Below are 14,173 nucleotides of genomic sequence, written 5' to 3' on the forward strand. Positions count from 1 at the left end.
GAGGCGTTCCAGGCTCACGCGTCCAGCGTTTGCTTGATGGCTATGCGACCCGATGTCCGCTGCGCTGCGGCATTTGGTGAGGTGACTTGCGACGGCCCGCCACAGCGCACATCCGTATTTCGCCGGGCATAGCCTTTGACATGCGTCAAGGTGAAAAACGGTCCTAGGGCGATGTACTGCGCCCTAGTCCCCCGGGTGTAGTTCTGCGCTCCGGCGTGAAGGGTCCACAGATGACAACATTGCAAGCTCCAATCCAGCCCCCGGCGAAGTCGTTGAGGTGGGGTGAGGGCGCTCTCATCGGGGTGTTCTCCCTCTTCGCCCTTTTCTCGATCGTCGTGGCGGCAAAGGCCTACACGCCGGAATACGCGTTTCATGCGTACCTGTTCGCCGCGGCGAGCATCGCGTCGGTATTCGCCATCGGCAACCGCTACATGAACCGTCCGGCCGGCGCGGTGCCGCAGTTCATCGACGGCAAGCCCAACTACAACATGGGCGTGGTGAAATTCGGCACCGTCGCCGCCGTGATTTGGGGCATCGCCGGCTTCCTCGTGGGCGTCATCGCCGCGCTGCAGCTGGCCTTCCCGATCGTGAATCTCGATCTGCCCTGGATTTCGTTCGGCCGGCTGCGCCCGCTGCACACCTCGGCGGTGATCTTCGCTTTCGGCGGCAACGTGCTCCTCGCCACCTCGTTCTACGTGGTGCAGCGGACCTCGCGCGCGCGCCTTGCCGGCGATCTCGCCCCGTGGTTCGTGATGCTGGGCTACAATTTCTTCATCGTCATTGCCGGCACGGGCTATCTGCTCGGCATCACCCAGGGCAAGGAATACGCCGAGCCCGAGTGGTATTCGGACCTGTTCCTGACGGTGGTCTGGGTCACCTATCTGCTGGTGTTCCTGGTGACGCTTCTGAAGCGCAACGAGCCGCATATCTATGTGGCCAACTGGTTCTACCTTGCCTTCATCATCACCATCGCCGTCCTGCATCTCGGCAACAACGCGACCATCCCGGTGTCGGTCTTCTCGCCGAAGTCCTACATCCTGTGGTCCGGCGTGCAGGACGCCATGTTCCAGTGGTGGTACGGCCATAACGCGGTGGGCTTCTTCCTGACCGCCGGCTTCCTTGCCCTGATGTACTACTTCATCCCGAAGCGCGCCGAGCGGCCGGTCTATTCCTACCGCCTGTCCATCGTGCACTTCTGGGCGCTGATCTTCATCTACATCTGGGCCGGCCCGCACCACCTGCACTACACGGCTCTGCCGGACTGGGCGCAGACGCTGGGCATGACCTTCTCGGTGATCCTGTGGATGCCCTCCTGGGGCGGCATGATCAACGGCCTCATGACGCTTTCCGGCGCCTGGGACAAGCTGCGCACCGATCCCGTCATCCGCATGATGGTGGTGGCCGTCGCCTTCTACGGCATGTCCACCTTCGAAGGCCCGATGATGTCGGTTAAGGCGGTGAACTCGCTCAGCCACTACACCGAATGGACCATCGGCCACGTGCATTCCGGCGCGCTGGGCTGGGTCGCCTACATCTCCTTCGGCGCCATCTACTGCCTGGTGCCCTGGCTCTGGAACAAGCGCGAAATGTATTCGGTCAAGGCCATCAACTGGCACTTCTGGGTCTCGACCCTCGGCATCGTGCTCTACATCTCCTCCATGTGGGTGGCGGGCATCCTGCAGGGCCTCATGTGGCGCGCCTACACGCAGCTGGGCTTCCTCGAATACTCGTTCATCGAGACGGTCGAGGCGATGCACCCGCTCTACGTGATCCGTGCCCTGGGCGGCATCCTCTTCCTGACGGGCGCTCTCATCATGGCGTGGAACGTCTGGAAGACCATCACCACCCCCCAGACCGCAGCCGAGCGCGAGCTCGCCCTGCAGGCGGCCGAGTGAGGAGGCGAGCATGGCAACCCAAGGCACCTCCATCTGGTCCAAGCACCAGATCTTCGAGAAGCACTCCTACTGGCTGATGCTCGGCATCCTGGTGATGATCTCCATCGGCGGCCTCGTCGAGATCGCGCCGCTCTTCTACCTGAAGAGCACCATCGAGAAGGTGGAGGGCATGCGTCCCTACACCCCGCTCGAGCTGGCCGGCCGCAACATCTACGTCCGCGAGGGCTGCTACAACTGCCACTCGCAGATGATCCGCCCGCTGCGTGACGAGGTAGAGCGCTACGGCCACTACTCCCTGGCGGCCGAGAGCATGTACGACCGCCCGTTCCAGTGGGGCTCCAAGCGTACCGGTCCCGATCTCGCCCGCGTCGGCGGCAAGTATTCGGACCTGTGGCAGGTGGAGCACCTGAACAACCCGCGCTCCGTGGTGCCGGCCTCCATCATGCCGAGCTACCCCTGGCTGGCGAAGACCAGGCTCAACGCCAAGCACATCGGCGAGGAGATGCGGGTCCAGCAGGTTCTGGGCGTGCCCTACACCGACGAGATGATCGCCAAGGCGCAGGACGACCTGAAGACCCAGGCGACCACCGATGCCGCCGACTCCGACGGCCTGCAGAAGCGCTATCCCAAGGCGCAGGGCCGCGACTACGACGGCAATCCGGGTGAACTCACCGAGGCCGACGCGCTCATCGCCTATCTGCAGATGCTGGGCACGCTCGTCGACTTCAAGCTCTACGACAACCAGGCGAATGTGAGGTGATCGATGCACGACACCTATCTCGGCCTCGCGGCCTTCGCCCAGACGGGGGGCCTGATCCTCTTCGTCGTCGCCTTCCTGCTGGTGGTCGCTTACGCCTTCTGGCCCTCTAAGAAGAGGAAGAAGGAATTCGACGACGCCGCCAATATTCCGCTCAAAGAGGATTGATCCCGTGAGCACGACCAACGACACCCACGGCAAGGTCGACCAGGCAACCGGCGTCTCGACCACCGGTCATGAATGGGATGGCATCTCCGAACTGAACAACCCGCTGCCGCGCTGGTGGCTGTGGGTGTGGTATGCCTGCATCGTCTGGGCGATCGGCTACTGGATCCTGTATCCGGCCTGGCCGCTCGTCTCCTCCGCGACGCCGGGCATCCTCGGCTGGCATTCGCGTTCGGCGGTGGCGGTGCAGATCGCCGATCTCAACGCCATCCGGTCGGAGAGCGCGGCAAAGCTCACCAACGCCTCGCTCGAGCAGATCGAGCAGACGCCGGCGCTGCTCTCCCTCGCCCGGGCCCAGGGCCGCGTCGCCTTCGCCGACAATTGCGCGCCCTGCCACGGCGCGGGCGGCGGCGGTGCCACCGGCTTCCCCAACCTCAATGACGACGATTGGCTGTGGGGCGGTTCGCTGGAGCAGATCCAGCAGACCATCGAGCATGGCATCCGCGCCAACGATCCCGACACCCGCCAGGGCAACATGCCGGCCTTTGGCAAGGACGGCATCCTGCAGAAGCCGGAAATCTCGGCGGTGGCGGACTATGTGCGCACCCTCTCCGGCATCGCCAAGCCGGGTGCGGACTACGACAAGGGCAAGGAGGTGTTCGCCTCCAACTGCGCCGCGTGCCATGGTGACGACGGCAAGGGCAACCAGGAGATGGGCGCCCCCAACCTCACCGACGGCATCTGGCTGTACGGCTCCGACAAGGCCACCATCGAGTATGGTGTCATCAATGGACGCGGCAACGTGATGCCGTCCTGGCACGCGCGCCTCGACCCGACCACGATCAAGGCTCTCACCGTCTACGTCCACTCGCTGGGCGGCGGACGCTGAGCCTGAAGCTCCGGGGCCTCGCGCCCCGGACGCGCCGGCGGCCAGCCTCCCGGTCGGACACGCGCACCGTCCGGACCAGGCCGCGCGGCGGAGATGCCAAAAGGTCGCGCGACCAAACGTCGGCGCGACCTTTTGCTTTGGGGATCGCATTTACATTCTAAGATATGAATGTAGCGCTGCGGATCGGAGACGGGGGTCTTCGAATCTGCGCCCGAGGGGCAAGGCCCCGATACGTACGGCCGGTCCGTCTTGACCGGCGAACCGCGGTGAAGATGATGACTGCCCTGTCCACCAAGTCCCAGGACAAGAAGGCCCCCGTGGTCGTGAGCGGCGACGACGACATCCCGCTCTACGAGGCCCGGCGCCAGATCTATCCCCAGAGCGTCCACGGCCGCTTCCGCACCATCAAGTGGGTCCTGCTCGGGATCACCCTCGGCATCTACTATCTGCTGCCCTTCGTGCGCTGGGACCGTGGGCCGGACGCGCCCAATCAGGCCGTGCTCATCGATTTCCCGGCCCGTCGCTTCTATTTCTTCTTCCTCGAGATCTGGCCCCAGGAATTCTATTACGTCGCCGGCCTGCTCATCCTCTCCGCGCTCATCTTGTTCCTGATGAATGCGGTGGCCGGCCGTGTGTGGTGCGGCTATCTCTGCCCGCAGACGGTGTGGACCGACCTGTTCATGGCCGTGGAACGCCTGATCGAGGGCGACCGCCGCGAGCGCATGATCGCCGACGCCCAGCCCTGGTCGATCGACAAGTTCGCCCACAAGACGCTGAAGCACTCCATCTGGCTGCTGATCGCCTGGTGGACCGGCGGCGCCTGGGTGCTCTATTTCGCCGATGCGCCGACGCTGGTGGTCGAGCTGGCCACGTTCCAGGCGTCTGCCGTGGCCTACATGTCCATCGGGGTGCTCACCTTCACCACATACGCGCTCGCCGGCCACATGCGCGAGCAGGTCTGCACCTATATGTGCCCCTGGCCGCGCATCCAGGCGGCGCTGACCGACGAATACGCGCTCAACGTCACCTATCTCTACGATCGCGGCGAACCCCGCGGCTCGGTGAAGAAGGCGGCTGTGCTGCGCGAGAAGGGCCTGCCCGCCGGCGACTGCGTGGATTGCGGCCAGTGCGTCGCGGTGTGCCCCACGGGCGTCGATATCCGCCAGGGTCTGCAACTGCCCTGCATCCAGTGCGGCCTGTGCATCGATGCCTGCAACACGGTGATGCACAAGATCGGCCGTCCGGGGAACCTCATCACCTATGAGAGCGAGGCGAACCTCGAGGCGCGCGCCGCCGGCAAGCCCTTCGTCCAGCGCATCCTTCGTCCGCGGACCATCCTCTACGGCGTGCTGATCGCCTTCGTCTCCGGCCTCATGCTCACCGCGCTGATCGGGCGCTCGACGGAAGGCCTCTCCGCCATCCACGACCGCAATCCGCTGTTCGTGCGGCTCTCCAGCGGCGCGATCCGCAACGCCTACACCATCCGCCTCATCAACAAGAAGCTGGAGGAGCGGACCTTCATCCTCTCCGTCGAGGGCGTCCCGGATGCCAGCCTCGAGGTTATCGGCGACAATGCGGACGGCCTCACCATCGGACCGGACCAGACGCGGGAGGTGCGCGTGCTCGTCACCACCGGCGACAAGCTCCCGCCCGCGGCTTCCCTGCCGGTGACGTTCCGCATCCGCGACAAGGCCTCCGGCCTGTCGGCCTCCGTCACCGACCATTTCATCGGCCCCTGAGCGGGCCGCACGAAGGGAAACACACCATGGCTCGAGCCTCTGCCCCGGCCGCCAGCACCCCGAAGCCACCGCGCGAGCTGACCGGCCGCGCGGTGCTCGCCATCCTCCTCGCCTTCTTCGGCGTGGTCATCGGCGTCAACGTCATCATGGCGCGCTTCGCCGTCACCACCTTCGCGGGGGTGGAGACGGAAAGCTCCTACAAGGCCGGTCTCGCCTTCACCGCCGAACATCAGGCGGCCGAGCGGCAGGCGGCCATGCACTGGAAAGTGGACGTGTCGCTGGGCTCCCTCGGCGGCGGCGCCCGCGAGGTCAACATCATCGTGCGCGACGCCGCCGGAAAGCCGCTCACCAACCTCGTCGCCGATGGCGTGCTCGCCCATCCCACCGACGCCCGCCGCGATGTGGTGCTGGACCTCGAACCGCTGGGCGACGGCCGCTACCGCGCCCGCACCCAGGCCGGCGCCGGACAGTGGGATCTGGTGATTGATTTTGCGCAAGGCGGCGAACGGGTCTTCCGGTCCAAGAATCGTGTGCAGCTTCCGTAAGCCGCTTGAACGGGCAACCGGCATCCTCCGGGCCTCCCGAGGCGGCATCGAGACTGCCGGGCGGCCACCGTCCAGTGCCGCCCGTGCCTTGGGTACGAGAGGTTGGGCGGTTCGTCGCGCCGCCGGCCTGTCGTACTCACTTTATTTCATGGCACGGTGCTGATCCGTGCCGCGGGTTGAGCCCGCACCCTCCCTGCAGCCCCCGGGGACCTGAAGATGTCTGAGGCGATCGACTATTCCATCTTCGTCGGCACGTCCGAGGACGGCCTGGCGCAGATGAGTCTCGCCATCGACGGCATCGACTGCGCCGCCTGCATCGGCGAGATCGAGAACGGGGTGAAGGCGCTGCCCGGCGTGGTGCGCGCCCGCCTCAACTACTCGACCCACCGCCTCACCGTCGCCTGGTCGGAAGGCACATCGCCCGATCGGGTGGTGGGGCAGCTGGAGGCGTTGGGCTACCGCGCCCATCCCTTCGCCGGCCGGGCGGAGGAGAGCGAGGCGCGGCACGCCCGCTGGCTGCTGCGCTGCCTCGGCGTCGCGGGCTTCGCGGCCATGAACATCATGCTGCTGTCGGTCTCGGTGTGGTCGGGCAACGTCACCGACATCACCCCCGAGACGCGCGACTTCTTCCACTGGATCTCCGCGCTCATCGCGCTGCCGGCGGCGGCCTATGCCGGACAGCCCTTCTTCCAGAGCGCGGTCAGGGCCATTCGTTCCGGCCGGCTGAACATGGATGTGCCGATCACGATCGGCGTCACGCTGGCGCTGGGTATGAGCGTGGTGGAAACGGCCATGAGCCAGCCGCACGCTTATTTCGACAGCGCCATCATGCTGCTGTTCTTCCTCCTCGCCGGCCGCTACCTCGACCACGAGGCGCGCCGGCGCACCCGTGCCACGGCCGGTAACATCGCGGCGCTTCGGGGCGAGATGGCCCATCGCATCGGCGCCGATGGCGTGCCCGTGCTGGTGCCGGTGCAGGCGCTCCAGCCGGGCGACACCATCCTCATCCATCCCGGTGAGCGGGTGGCGGCGGACGGCGTGGTCGCGTCCGGCCTTTCCGCGGTGGACGAAAGCCTCGTCACCGGGGAGACGCTGCCCCGCGCGCTCAAGGCCGGGGATCACGTCTATGCCGGCAGCCTGAACGGGGAGGGCGCGCTGCACCTCACCGTCACAGCGGGTGGCGAGAACACCCTGGTGGACGACGTGCAGCGCCTGCTCGACGGCGCGCTGGCCGAAAAAGGTGCCTATGTGCGCCTCGCCGACCGGGTGGCGCGGCTCTATGCGCCGATGGTGCACCTCACCGCCCTCGTCTCGGCCATCGGCTGGCTGCTGGCGGGCGCCGGGCTGCACGATGCGGTGATGATCGCGGTGGCCGTGCTCATCATCACCTGCCCCTGCGCGCTGGCGCTCGCCGTGCCGGCGGTGCAGGTGACCGCGACGGGCCGGCTGTTCCGCGCCGGCCTGCTCATCAATGCCGGCGACATGCTGGAGCGCCTCGCCGCGGTGGACACCGTGGTGTTCGACAAGACCGGTACCCTGACCCTGCCGGAGCCGGCCCTCGCTCTGCCGCGCGGCGCCGATCCGGACATGGTGGCGCTAGCCGGCCGGCTGGCCCTGTCGAGCCGCCACCCCCTCGCCGGCGTCATCGCCGCCCGGGCGAAGGGGCCGGCGCTGGAGCGCGTCACCGAGATGAGCGGGCAGGGCATCGAGGCGATCATCGACGGCCGCCGCGCCCGCCTCGGCAGCCTCTCCTTCTGCGATGCCATCGCCCCCTCCGATCTTCCCGCCGACGCCTCCCTCATCGCCTTCCGCCACGGCGAGAAGGTACTCGTCATGGGCGTCGCCCAGGCGCTGCGGCCCGATGCGCGCGAGGTGGTTGCCGAGCTGAAGGCCCGTGGCCTCGACGTGCGCATTCTTTCCGGCGATCGGCCGGCGGCGGTGGCGCCGGTGGCCGAGGCGCTCGGCATCGTCGCGGCAGAGGCCGGCCTGAAGCCCGCCGACAAGATCGCCGCGCTGGACGCCCTCAAGGCCGCGGGTCGCCGCGTGCTCATGGTCGGCGACGGCCTCAACGACGCGCCGGCCCTCGCGGCCGCCACCGTCTCCCTTTCGCCCGCGAGCGGAGCCGCGGTCACGCAGGCCCATGCGGATGCGGTGTTCCTCGGCCGCCGGCTGTGGCCGGTGCTCGCCGCGGTGGACGGGGCCCGCACGGCGGCGCGGCTCATGCGGCAGAACCTCGCCATTGCGGTCGGTTACAACATCATCGCCGTACCGCTCGCCATCGCCGGCTTCGTGACGCCACTGGTGGCGGCGCTCGCCATGTCCGGCTCTTCCATCCTTGTGACCGTGAACGCCTTGCGCGCGGCCCGTCCCGGGCGCAAGGAAGAAGCGGTGGGGGATGACGGCGCGACGGGCGAAGCCGGCGCGCTCACGGAGGTGGCGGCGTGAACGTCCTCGTCTATCTCGTGCCCCTCGCGCTGCTGCTTGGCCTCGGCGGCCTGTTCGCCTTCCTGTGGAGCCTCAAGAGCGGGCAGTATGACGACCTCGACGGCGCGGCCGTTCGCGTCTTGTCCGACGACGACCTGCCCGACAATGCAAGGCCCTCATCCACCGCACCGGAAAGGCACCGCTCGTGAGGCGCGCCGCGCCCGCTCCCGAGCCCCGGGCGGGGATGCTGGTCTGCGTCTGCGACCCGCAGCTCGACGCCCCGGCCAATGACAACGGCCCCCGCGCCGTCTCCACCTTCGGTCTCGCAGTGGGCTTCGCCTTCGCCGTGCTGGCGCAGACGGTGGCTTCCGCCGCTCTGCCGCTTGCGGGCGCGCAGCTGGCGCCGCGGCCGGAACTCGTCACCTGGCCGTTCGCCGCTTTGCTGCTCGGCGCGGCGCTCGCCTCCTTCCCCGCCTCCTTTCTGCGCGATGCCTTCGGCCGGCGCACGGGCTTCGCGCTCGGCGCCTCGGTGGGCATCGCCGGCGGGGCGCTGCTGGTGGCGGCGCTGATCCAGCGGCAGTTTGCCTGGGCCTGCCTCGGCGCCCTCTGGCTCGGCATGGCGCAGGGCTTCTCCTTCTTCTACCGGCACGAGGCAGCCGCCGCGAGCGGACGGCCCGCCGCCGCCACGGCCGGGGTGCTGGCCGGCGGCCTTCTTGCTGCCGTCGCCGGGCCGACGCTCGCGAGCTTCGCCGAAAGCCTCGCCGCGCCCTTCTTTCTTGTCGGTGCCGCGGCGCTGGCTGCGCTGGCGCACACCTGCTCGCTGGGCGTTGCGGTGATGCTGGCTGATGATCCCACTTCCACCTTCCGCCCCAAGGTGACGGCGCCGCTCTCGGCCATCGTGTGGCCGACGCTGGTGGCCGGCACCGCCTGGTTCGGCATGAACGCCGTCATGTCCGGGGCGCCGCTGGCGCTGGTGGGCTGCGGCATCGGCGGTGCGGCGGTGTTCGGCTTCATCGCCTTGCACGTGGCCGCCATGTATGCGCCGGCCGTGCCGCTGGCCCTTGCGGGGGACCGCCTGCCGCCGCTGGCCATCGCGCTGACGGGCGTGGTGCTCGTCGCCATCGGCGTGCCGCTGCAACGTCTTGCGACGCCGGAGAGCATCACGGCGGCGCTGATCTGCGTCGGCGCGGGCTGGTCCGTCGCCACGGTGGGGGCGACCGCCTGGATCTACCAGTCCGGCCAGCCGAGCCGCCTCGCTTTGGCGCTGCATGATGGTGGGCTGTTTGCGCTTGCCATCTGCGGCGCGCTCACCGGCTATCTGCTGGCCTGAATCCGCCGGGAGCGGTAGGCAGGGGAGAACAACCCCGGAGCCCCGCCGTGACCCATCCCTTCGCCCTCGACGGTCAGACCGCCCTCGTCACCGGCTCGGCCTCTGGCCTCGGCTTCGAGATGGCGCTGGCGCTGGCGCTGGCCGGTGCCCATGTGCTGGTGAACGGCCGCCATGCCGAGCGGCTCGGCGCCGCCGTCACCGCCATCATCCGCAAGGGCGGCAAGGCCGAGCCCTTCCTGCTCGACGTGTTCGACGCGGAGGCGGTGGACGCGGCCATGGCCAAGGCGCCGCCCATCCACATCCTCGTCAACAATGCCGGCGCCCGCGACCGCCGCGCCTTCCTCGACATGGAGGATGCCGACTTCCGCCGGCTGGTGGAAATGGACCTGCTGGCCCCCGCCCATCTCACCCGGCAGGTGGCGCGGGGCATGGTGGCGCGCAAGGCGGGCGGGCGCATCATCAACATCACCTCCATCGCCGGTCCGCTCTCCCGCGCTGGAGATGCCGCCTACACCACGGCGAAGGGCGGGCTGGAGGCGCTGACCCGCGCGCTCGCCGCCGATCTCGGCCCGCACGGCATCACGGTGAACGCCATCGCCCCCGGCTACATGCTCACCGCCGCCAACGAGGCGCAGTCGCGCGACCAGACGCTGCGGGAATGGCTCTCCCGCCGCACGTCGCTCGGCCGCTGGGGGCACCCGGAGGAGGTGGCGGGGGCGGCGGTGTTCCTCGCCTCGCCGGCGGCCTCCTACATCACCGGCCAGATCCTGGCGGTGGACGGCGGCTACATGGCGCATTTCTGAGGCGGGCCTTTGCCCGCCCTGGCCCACTTCTGACGCGCGCCTCAGCGCACCCAGAAGCGCGGCATGAACAGCACCAGCACGGTGAGGATCTCAAGCCGCCCCAGCATCATGGCGGCGGTGAGCAGCCACAAGGCCGGATCGGGCAGACCGCCGAAATTGGAAGCGGGGCCCACCACCGGCCCCAGGCCCGGCCCCACATTGGCGAGGCAGGAGATGGCCGCCGAGAAGGCGGTGCGCAGATCGAGCCCCATCATGTTGAGCGCGACGCCCACCAGGAAGAAGGTGAGGAGATAGAGGAAGACGAAGGAGAGCACCGAGCCCACCACGTCGTCCGCCACCGGCGCACCGCCATAGCGGATGGGGAAGATGCCGGCCCGGAACGAGATGCGCTTCAGGTGCTGGCGGATGGCCTTGGCGGTGATGGCGAGCCGCAGCGCCTTCAGGCCGCCCGAGGTGGAGCCGGTGCAGCCGCCAAGGAACATCAGCACGAAGAAGAGGGAATCCGAGAACGGCCCCCAGTTCGTGTAGTCCACGGACATGAAGCCGGTGGTGGAGATGAGCGAGCTGACGGTGAACAGCGCGCCCCGCAGCGCCGTCTCGCCGCTGGCGATGCCCTGGAGGCTCTGCTGGGCGAAGGACAGCAATGTGAACGCGGCGACGATGGCGAGGAAGACCCGCACCTCGGGATTGGTGAACAGGCGGCTCGCATCGCCCGAGAGCGCCCGCACATAGAGCGGGAAGGGCATGGCGGCGGCGAGCATGAAGACGATGGCCACATAGTCCACCGCCGGGCTGGCGAACACCGAGAGCGAGGAATCCGAATTGGCGAAGCCACCGCTCGACAAAGTGGACATGGCGAGCGTCACCGCATCAAACGGCTTGAGGCCCGCCGCCAGATAGCACCCGGCGCAGATGACGGTGAGCAGCACATAGGCCTGGAGCAGGCGCTTGGCGATGCTGCCGGCGCGGGGCAGGAACTTGTCGGACTTGTCCGAGGATTCGGTGCGGAACAGCTGCATTCCGCCGATGGACAGCACCGGCAGCACGGCGATGGCGATGGCGATGATGCCGATGCCGCCGAACCAGTGCAGCAGCGCCCGCCACAGGAGGATGCCCGGCGACATGGCGTCGAGCCCCGACATGACGCTGGCGCCGGTGGTGGTGAGGCCGGACATGCTCTCGAACATGGCCCGCGTGAAGGAGAGGCGGGACGACCCCCACATCAGCGGCAGAGCGGCGAACACCGAGAGCACCACCCAGACCGAGGTGGTGAGAACGAAGGCCTGGCGCAGGTCGAGCTTGCGGGTGAGCTGGCCGCGCCCGGTCATCCACATGAGCACGCCGACGAAGATGGTAACGGCGGCCGACCCGACGAAGGCCGCACCCGCGAACGTCTCCTGGCTGTTGGCGCGGGCCGCGAAATCAGCCACAGCCGGCGCCAGCATGGCGGCGCCGAGGATGGCGAGCAGGATGCCGAGCGTGGCCGCGACCGGGCGCAGGCTGAGGACCGATACGGCCTCGGCCTCCACGGTGGGAATGCCCGCGTGCATGATCTCCCCTCTCGCCCGGTTCGCTGCGACGTCAATAAAGGACAGGGGCCAAAAAAACCTAAAGCTGAAAGGCTAAAGCTGAAATCGTCCCGCCCGGCCGGCGCCGGGCGGATGCATCAGGTCAGTTGAGGACGCGGCGCACGTCCGGCACGTCCAGCGAGAAGGCCGGGATCTCGATGGAGAAGGGCTCGCCGGTGTCGGTGACCATCTCGTAGCGTCCGCGGATGATGCCGGTGGCCGTGTTGAGCGGCACCCCGCTGGTGTATTCGAACCGGCCGCCGGGCGGCAGGGTCGGCTCCTCCCCGACGACACCGGCCCCGTGCACCTCCTCGGTGCGGCCGTTGGCATCGGTGATGATCCAGTGGCGCGCCTTGAGCTGCACTGTCTCCTGGCCCAAATTGGCCACCTCGATCGTATAGGCCCAAAAATGACGGCCCTGGTCGGGCTCAGACCGCTCCGCCACATAACGCGGCGTCGCAGTCACCTGAATATTCCGAGTGATGGCGCGGTACATACCCGCTCTAGCTCCTCACACCGCGGGAGAAAATGCCCCCGCGGCGCACAGTGAACCCGCGTTGTCGCCCGCGCGCAACAGGGCGTGGTGCAGCGCGGCAACCCGCGCGCCGCGCCGCCAGCAATCACAAGGCTTCGGCGGCACCCGCGAGGTCGGCGATCAGGTCGTCGGCGTGCTCGAGGCCCACCGAGAGGCGCAGGAGCCCGTCGGAAATGCCCATCTCCGCCCGTGTCTCCGGCGTGAATCGCTGGTGCGTGGTGGTGGCGGGGTGGGTGATGAGGCTCTTCGCGTCGCCCAGATTGTTGGAGATGCGGATGAGCCGCAGGGCATTGGCGAAGCGGAAGGCGCCCTCCTTGCCGTCCTTCACCACGAAGGTCACGAGGGTGCCGCCGCCCTTCATCTGCCGCTGCGCCAGCTCCGCCTGGGGATGATCGGCGCGGCCGGGATAGATCACCTTCTCCACGCCCGGCAGGGCGGCGAGGGCGTCGGCCACCTTGCCGGCGCTCGCCTGCATGCGCTCCACGCGCAGGGCCAGCGTCTCCAGCCCCTTCAGCATGATCCACGCATTGAAGGGCGAGATCGAGGGGCCGGTCTGGCGCAGGAAGGTCTGGAGATGGTCGGTGACGAACTGTTTGGAGGAAAGGATCACCCCGCCGAGGCAGCGGCCCTGTCCGTCCACATGCTTGGTGGTGGAATAGACCACCACGTCCGCCCCGAGCTCGAAGGGGTGCTGCAGTAGGGGGGTGGCGAACACATTGTCCACCACGAGCCGCGCGCCGGCCGCGTGCGCGATCTCCGCCACCGCGGCGATGTCGATGAGGTCCAGCGTCGGGTTGGTGGGGCTTTCCAGGAAGAAGATCTTGGTGTTGGGCTTCACCCCCGCCTTCCAGGCGTCGAGGTCGCAGCCGTCGATGAGCGTGGTCTCGACGCCGAAGCGGGGAAGGAAGTCCTCCAGAATCCAGCGGCAGGAGCCGAACAAGGCGCGGGCGGCCAGCACATGGTCACCGGCGGAGAGCTGAGACAGCAGCGCGGCATTCACCGCCGCCATGCCGGAGGCCGTGGCCCGCGCCGCTTCCGCCCCTTCCAGCAGCGCCATGCGCTCCTCGAACATGGCGGTGGTCGGGTTGGAATAGCGCGAATAGACGAAGCCGGGGTCCTCGCCCTTGAACCGCGCCTCGCAGCTCTCGGCGTCGTCATAGACGAAGCCCTGCGTCAGGAAGAGCGCCTCGGAGGTCTCGCCGAAGGGAGAGCGCGTCGTCCCGCCATGGACTAGCCGTGTTTCCGGGTGGAGTGTAAGGGGATCGCGGGGAACGAACCGGGGGGTGGGCTTTGGCGCCACGGACATGACGGTCTCCGAGGGGAGGCCGAGGGGACCTGACCGGGCGTGCAGCATCGGACGCGCCGATGAGGCTTCCCTTGTCGTCTCCCCGGCCTTTTAGCATGGTTGTTTAACGTGGCTGCAAGCCGGCCGGCTCAAATTCTCCACAGCCGCACTAAAGAGCGGGGCCCCCTTGGCGTCAAGGGCTCCGTCCGGTAAATCGAACAAAAAGGACGGGAAAGCG

At 68.1% G+C, this 14,173-nt stretch carries 13 protein-coding genes and 1 riboswitch; of the genes, 10 read left to right on the top strand and 3 right to left on the bottom strand.

Translation table 11 applies throughout. The features are described from left to right. The first annotated feature begins 230 nt into the window (after positions 1 to 230). From ccoN to D7006_RS03370, 10 genes are all read left to right on the top strand, one after another. Positions 231 to 1,895, top strand: coding sequence for a cytochrome-c oxidase, cbb3-type subunit I (gene ccoN / locus D7006_RS03325; protein WP_237355547.1), 1,665 nt, complete (start codon positions 231 to 233; stop codon positions 1,893 to 1,895). 10 nt (positions 1,896 to 1,905) lie between these two features. Continuing rightward, positions 1,906 to 2,655: a cytochrome-c oxidase, cbb3-type subunit II gene (gene ccoO / locus D7006_RS03330; protein ID WP_169123592.1), complete on the top strand. Its 750-nt coding sequence runs from the start codon at positions 1,906 to 1,908 to the stop codon at positions 2,653 to 2,655. A gap of 3 nt (positions 2,656 to 2,658) precedes the next feature. Beyond that, positions 2,659 to 2,820, top strand: coding sequence for a cbb3-type cytochrome c oxidase subunit 3 (locus tag D7006_RS03335; RefSeq protein ID WP_229645292.1), 162 nt, complete (start codon positions 2,659 to 2,661; stop codon positions 2,818 to 2,820). A gap of 4 nt (positions 2,821 to 2,824) precedes the next feature. Next, positions 2,825 to 3,706, top strand: a complete 882-nt coding sequence (gene ccoP / locus D7006_RS03340) for a cytochrome-c oxidase, cbb3-type subunit III (RefSeq protein ID WP_237355548.1) — start codon at positions 2,825 to 2,827, stop codon at positions 3,704 to 3,706. 275 nt (positions 3,707 to 3,981) lie between these two features. Continuing rightward, positions 3,982 to 5,445, top strand: coding sequence for a cytochrome c oxidase accessory protein CcoG (gene ccoG, locus D7006_RS03345; RefSeq protein WP_237356841.1), 1,464 nt, complete (start codon positions 3,982 to 3,984; stop codon positions 5,443 to 5,445). A gap of 26 nt (positions 5,446 to 5,471) precedes the next feature. Then, on the top strand, positions 5,472 to 5,990 hold the full coding sequence (locus tag D7006_RS03350) for a FixH family protein (protein ID WP_237355549.1): 519 nt from the start codon (positions 5,472 to 5,474) through the stop codon (positions 5,988 to 5,990). Positions 5,991 to 6,206: 216 nt separating this feature from the next. Beyond that, positions 6,207 to 8,435 carry a heavy metal translocating P-type ATPase gene (locus tag D7006_RS03355; protein WP_237355550.1) on the top strand — a complete coding sequence of 743 codons (2,229 nt, stop codon included), beginning with the start codon at positions 6,207 to 6,209 and terminating at the stop codon, positions 8,433 to 8,435. Then, positions 8,432 to 8,623, top strand: a complete 192-nt coding sequence (gene ccoS, locus D7006_RS03360) for a cbb3-type cytochrome oxidase assembly protein CcoS (protein WP_237355551.1) — start codon at positions 8,432 to 8,434, stop codon at positions 8,621 to 8,623. The genes D7006_RS03355 and ccoS overlap by 4 nt, the downstream gene beginning before the upstream one ends. Next, entirely contained in the window at positions 8,620 to 9,744 is a 1,125-nt protein-coding gene (locus D7006_RS03365) for a hypothetical protein (protein WP_237355552.1), read from the top strand. The genes ccoS and D7006_RS03365 overlap by 4 nt, the downstream gene beginning before the upstream one ends. Before the next feature lie 47 nt (positions 9,745 to 9,791). After that, positions 9,792 to 10,547 (top strand): SDR family oxidoreductase, encoded by a 756-nt coding sequence (locus D7006_RS03370; protein ID WP_237355553.1) that lies wholly within the window; start codon positions 9,792 to 9,794, stop codon positions 10,545 to 10,547. 41 nt (positions 10,548 to 10,588) lie between these two features. Here the strand turns inward: D7006_RS03370 and D7006_RS03375 are convergent, their stop codons facing one another. The 3 genes from D7006_RS03375 to D7006_RS03385 all read right to left on the bottom strand — a co-directional run bounded on the left by D7006_RS03375 (position 10,589) and on the right by D7006_RS03385 (position 13,956). Next, entirely contained in the window at positions 10,589 to 12,097 is a 1,509-nt protein-coding gene (locus D7006_RS03375) for a TrkH family potassium uptake protein (RefSeq protein ID WP_237355554.1), read from the bottom strand. Positions 12,098 to 12,218: 121 nt separating this feature from the next. Next, positions 12,219 to 12,611 carry a Co2+/Mg2+ efflux protein ApaG gene (gene apaG, locus D7006_RS03380; protein WP_169123600.1) on the bottom strand — a complete coding sequence of 131 codons (393 nt, stop codon included), beginning with the start codon at positions 12,609 to 12,611 and terminating at the stop codon, positions 12,219 to 12,221. 124 nt (positions 12,612 to 12,735) lie between these two features. After that, positions 12,736 to 13,956: an O-succinylhomoserine sulfhydrylase gene (locus D7006_RS03385; protein ID WP_237355555.1), complete on the bottom strand. Its 1,221-nt coding sequence runs from the start codon at positions 13,954 to 13,956 to the stop codon at positions 12,736 to 12,738. Positions 13,957 to 14,026: 70 nt separating this feature from the next. Beyond that, positions 14,027 to 14,107: riboswitch (SAM riboswitch) on the bottom strand. Positions 14,108 to 14,173 lie beyond the last annotated feature (66 nt).

It is taken from the genome of Xanthobacter sp. YC-JY1 (assembly GCF_021730305.1).
Lineage (GTDB): Bacteria > Pseudomonadota > Alphaproteobacteria > Rhizobiales > Xanthobacteraceae > Xanthobacter > Xanthobacter flavus.

Excerpts from the sequence above, each read along its gene's own strand:
- D7006_RS03335 (WP_229645292.1), top strand. The coding sequence starts at position 2,659 with ATGCACGACACCTATCTCGGCCTCGCGGCCTTCGCCCAGACGGGGGGC.
- D7006_RS03355 (WP_237355550.1), top strand. The coding sequence starts at position 6,207 with ATGTCTGAGGCGATCGACTATTCCATCTTCGTCGGCACGTCCGAGGAC.
- ccoG (WP_237356841.1), top strand. The coding sequence starts at position 3,982 with ATGACTGCCCTGTCCACCAAGTCCCAGGACAAGAAGGCCCCCGTGGTC.
- D7006_RS03385 (WP_237355555.1), bottom strand. The coding sequence starts at position 13,956 with ATGTCCGTGGCGCCAAAGCCCACCCCCCGGTTCGTTCCCCGCGATCCC.
- D7006_RS03375 (WP_237355554.1), bottom strand. The coding sequence starts at position 12,097 with ATGCACGCGGGCATTCCCACCGTGGAGGCCGAGGCCGTATCGGTCCTC.
- ccoO (WP_169123592.1), top strand. The coding sequence starts at position 1,906 with ATGGCAACCCAAGGCACCTCCATCTGGTCCAAGCACCAGATCTTCGAG.
- apaG (WP_169123600.1), bottom strand. The coding sequence starts at position 12,611 with ATGTACCGCGCCATCACTCGGAATATTCAGGTGACTGCGACGCCGCGT.
- ccoN (WP_237355547.1), top strand. The coding sequence starts at position 231 with ATGACAACATTGCAAGCTCCAATCCAGCCCCCGGCGAAGTCGTTGAGG.
- D7006_RS03350 (WP_237355549.1), top strand. The coding sequence starts at position 5,472 with ATGGCTCGAGCCTCTGCCCCGGCCGCCAGCACCCCGAAGCCACCGCGC.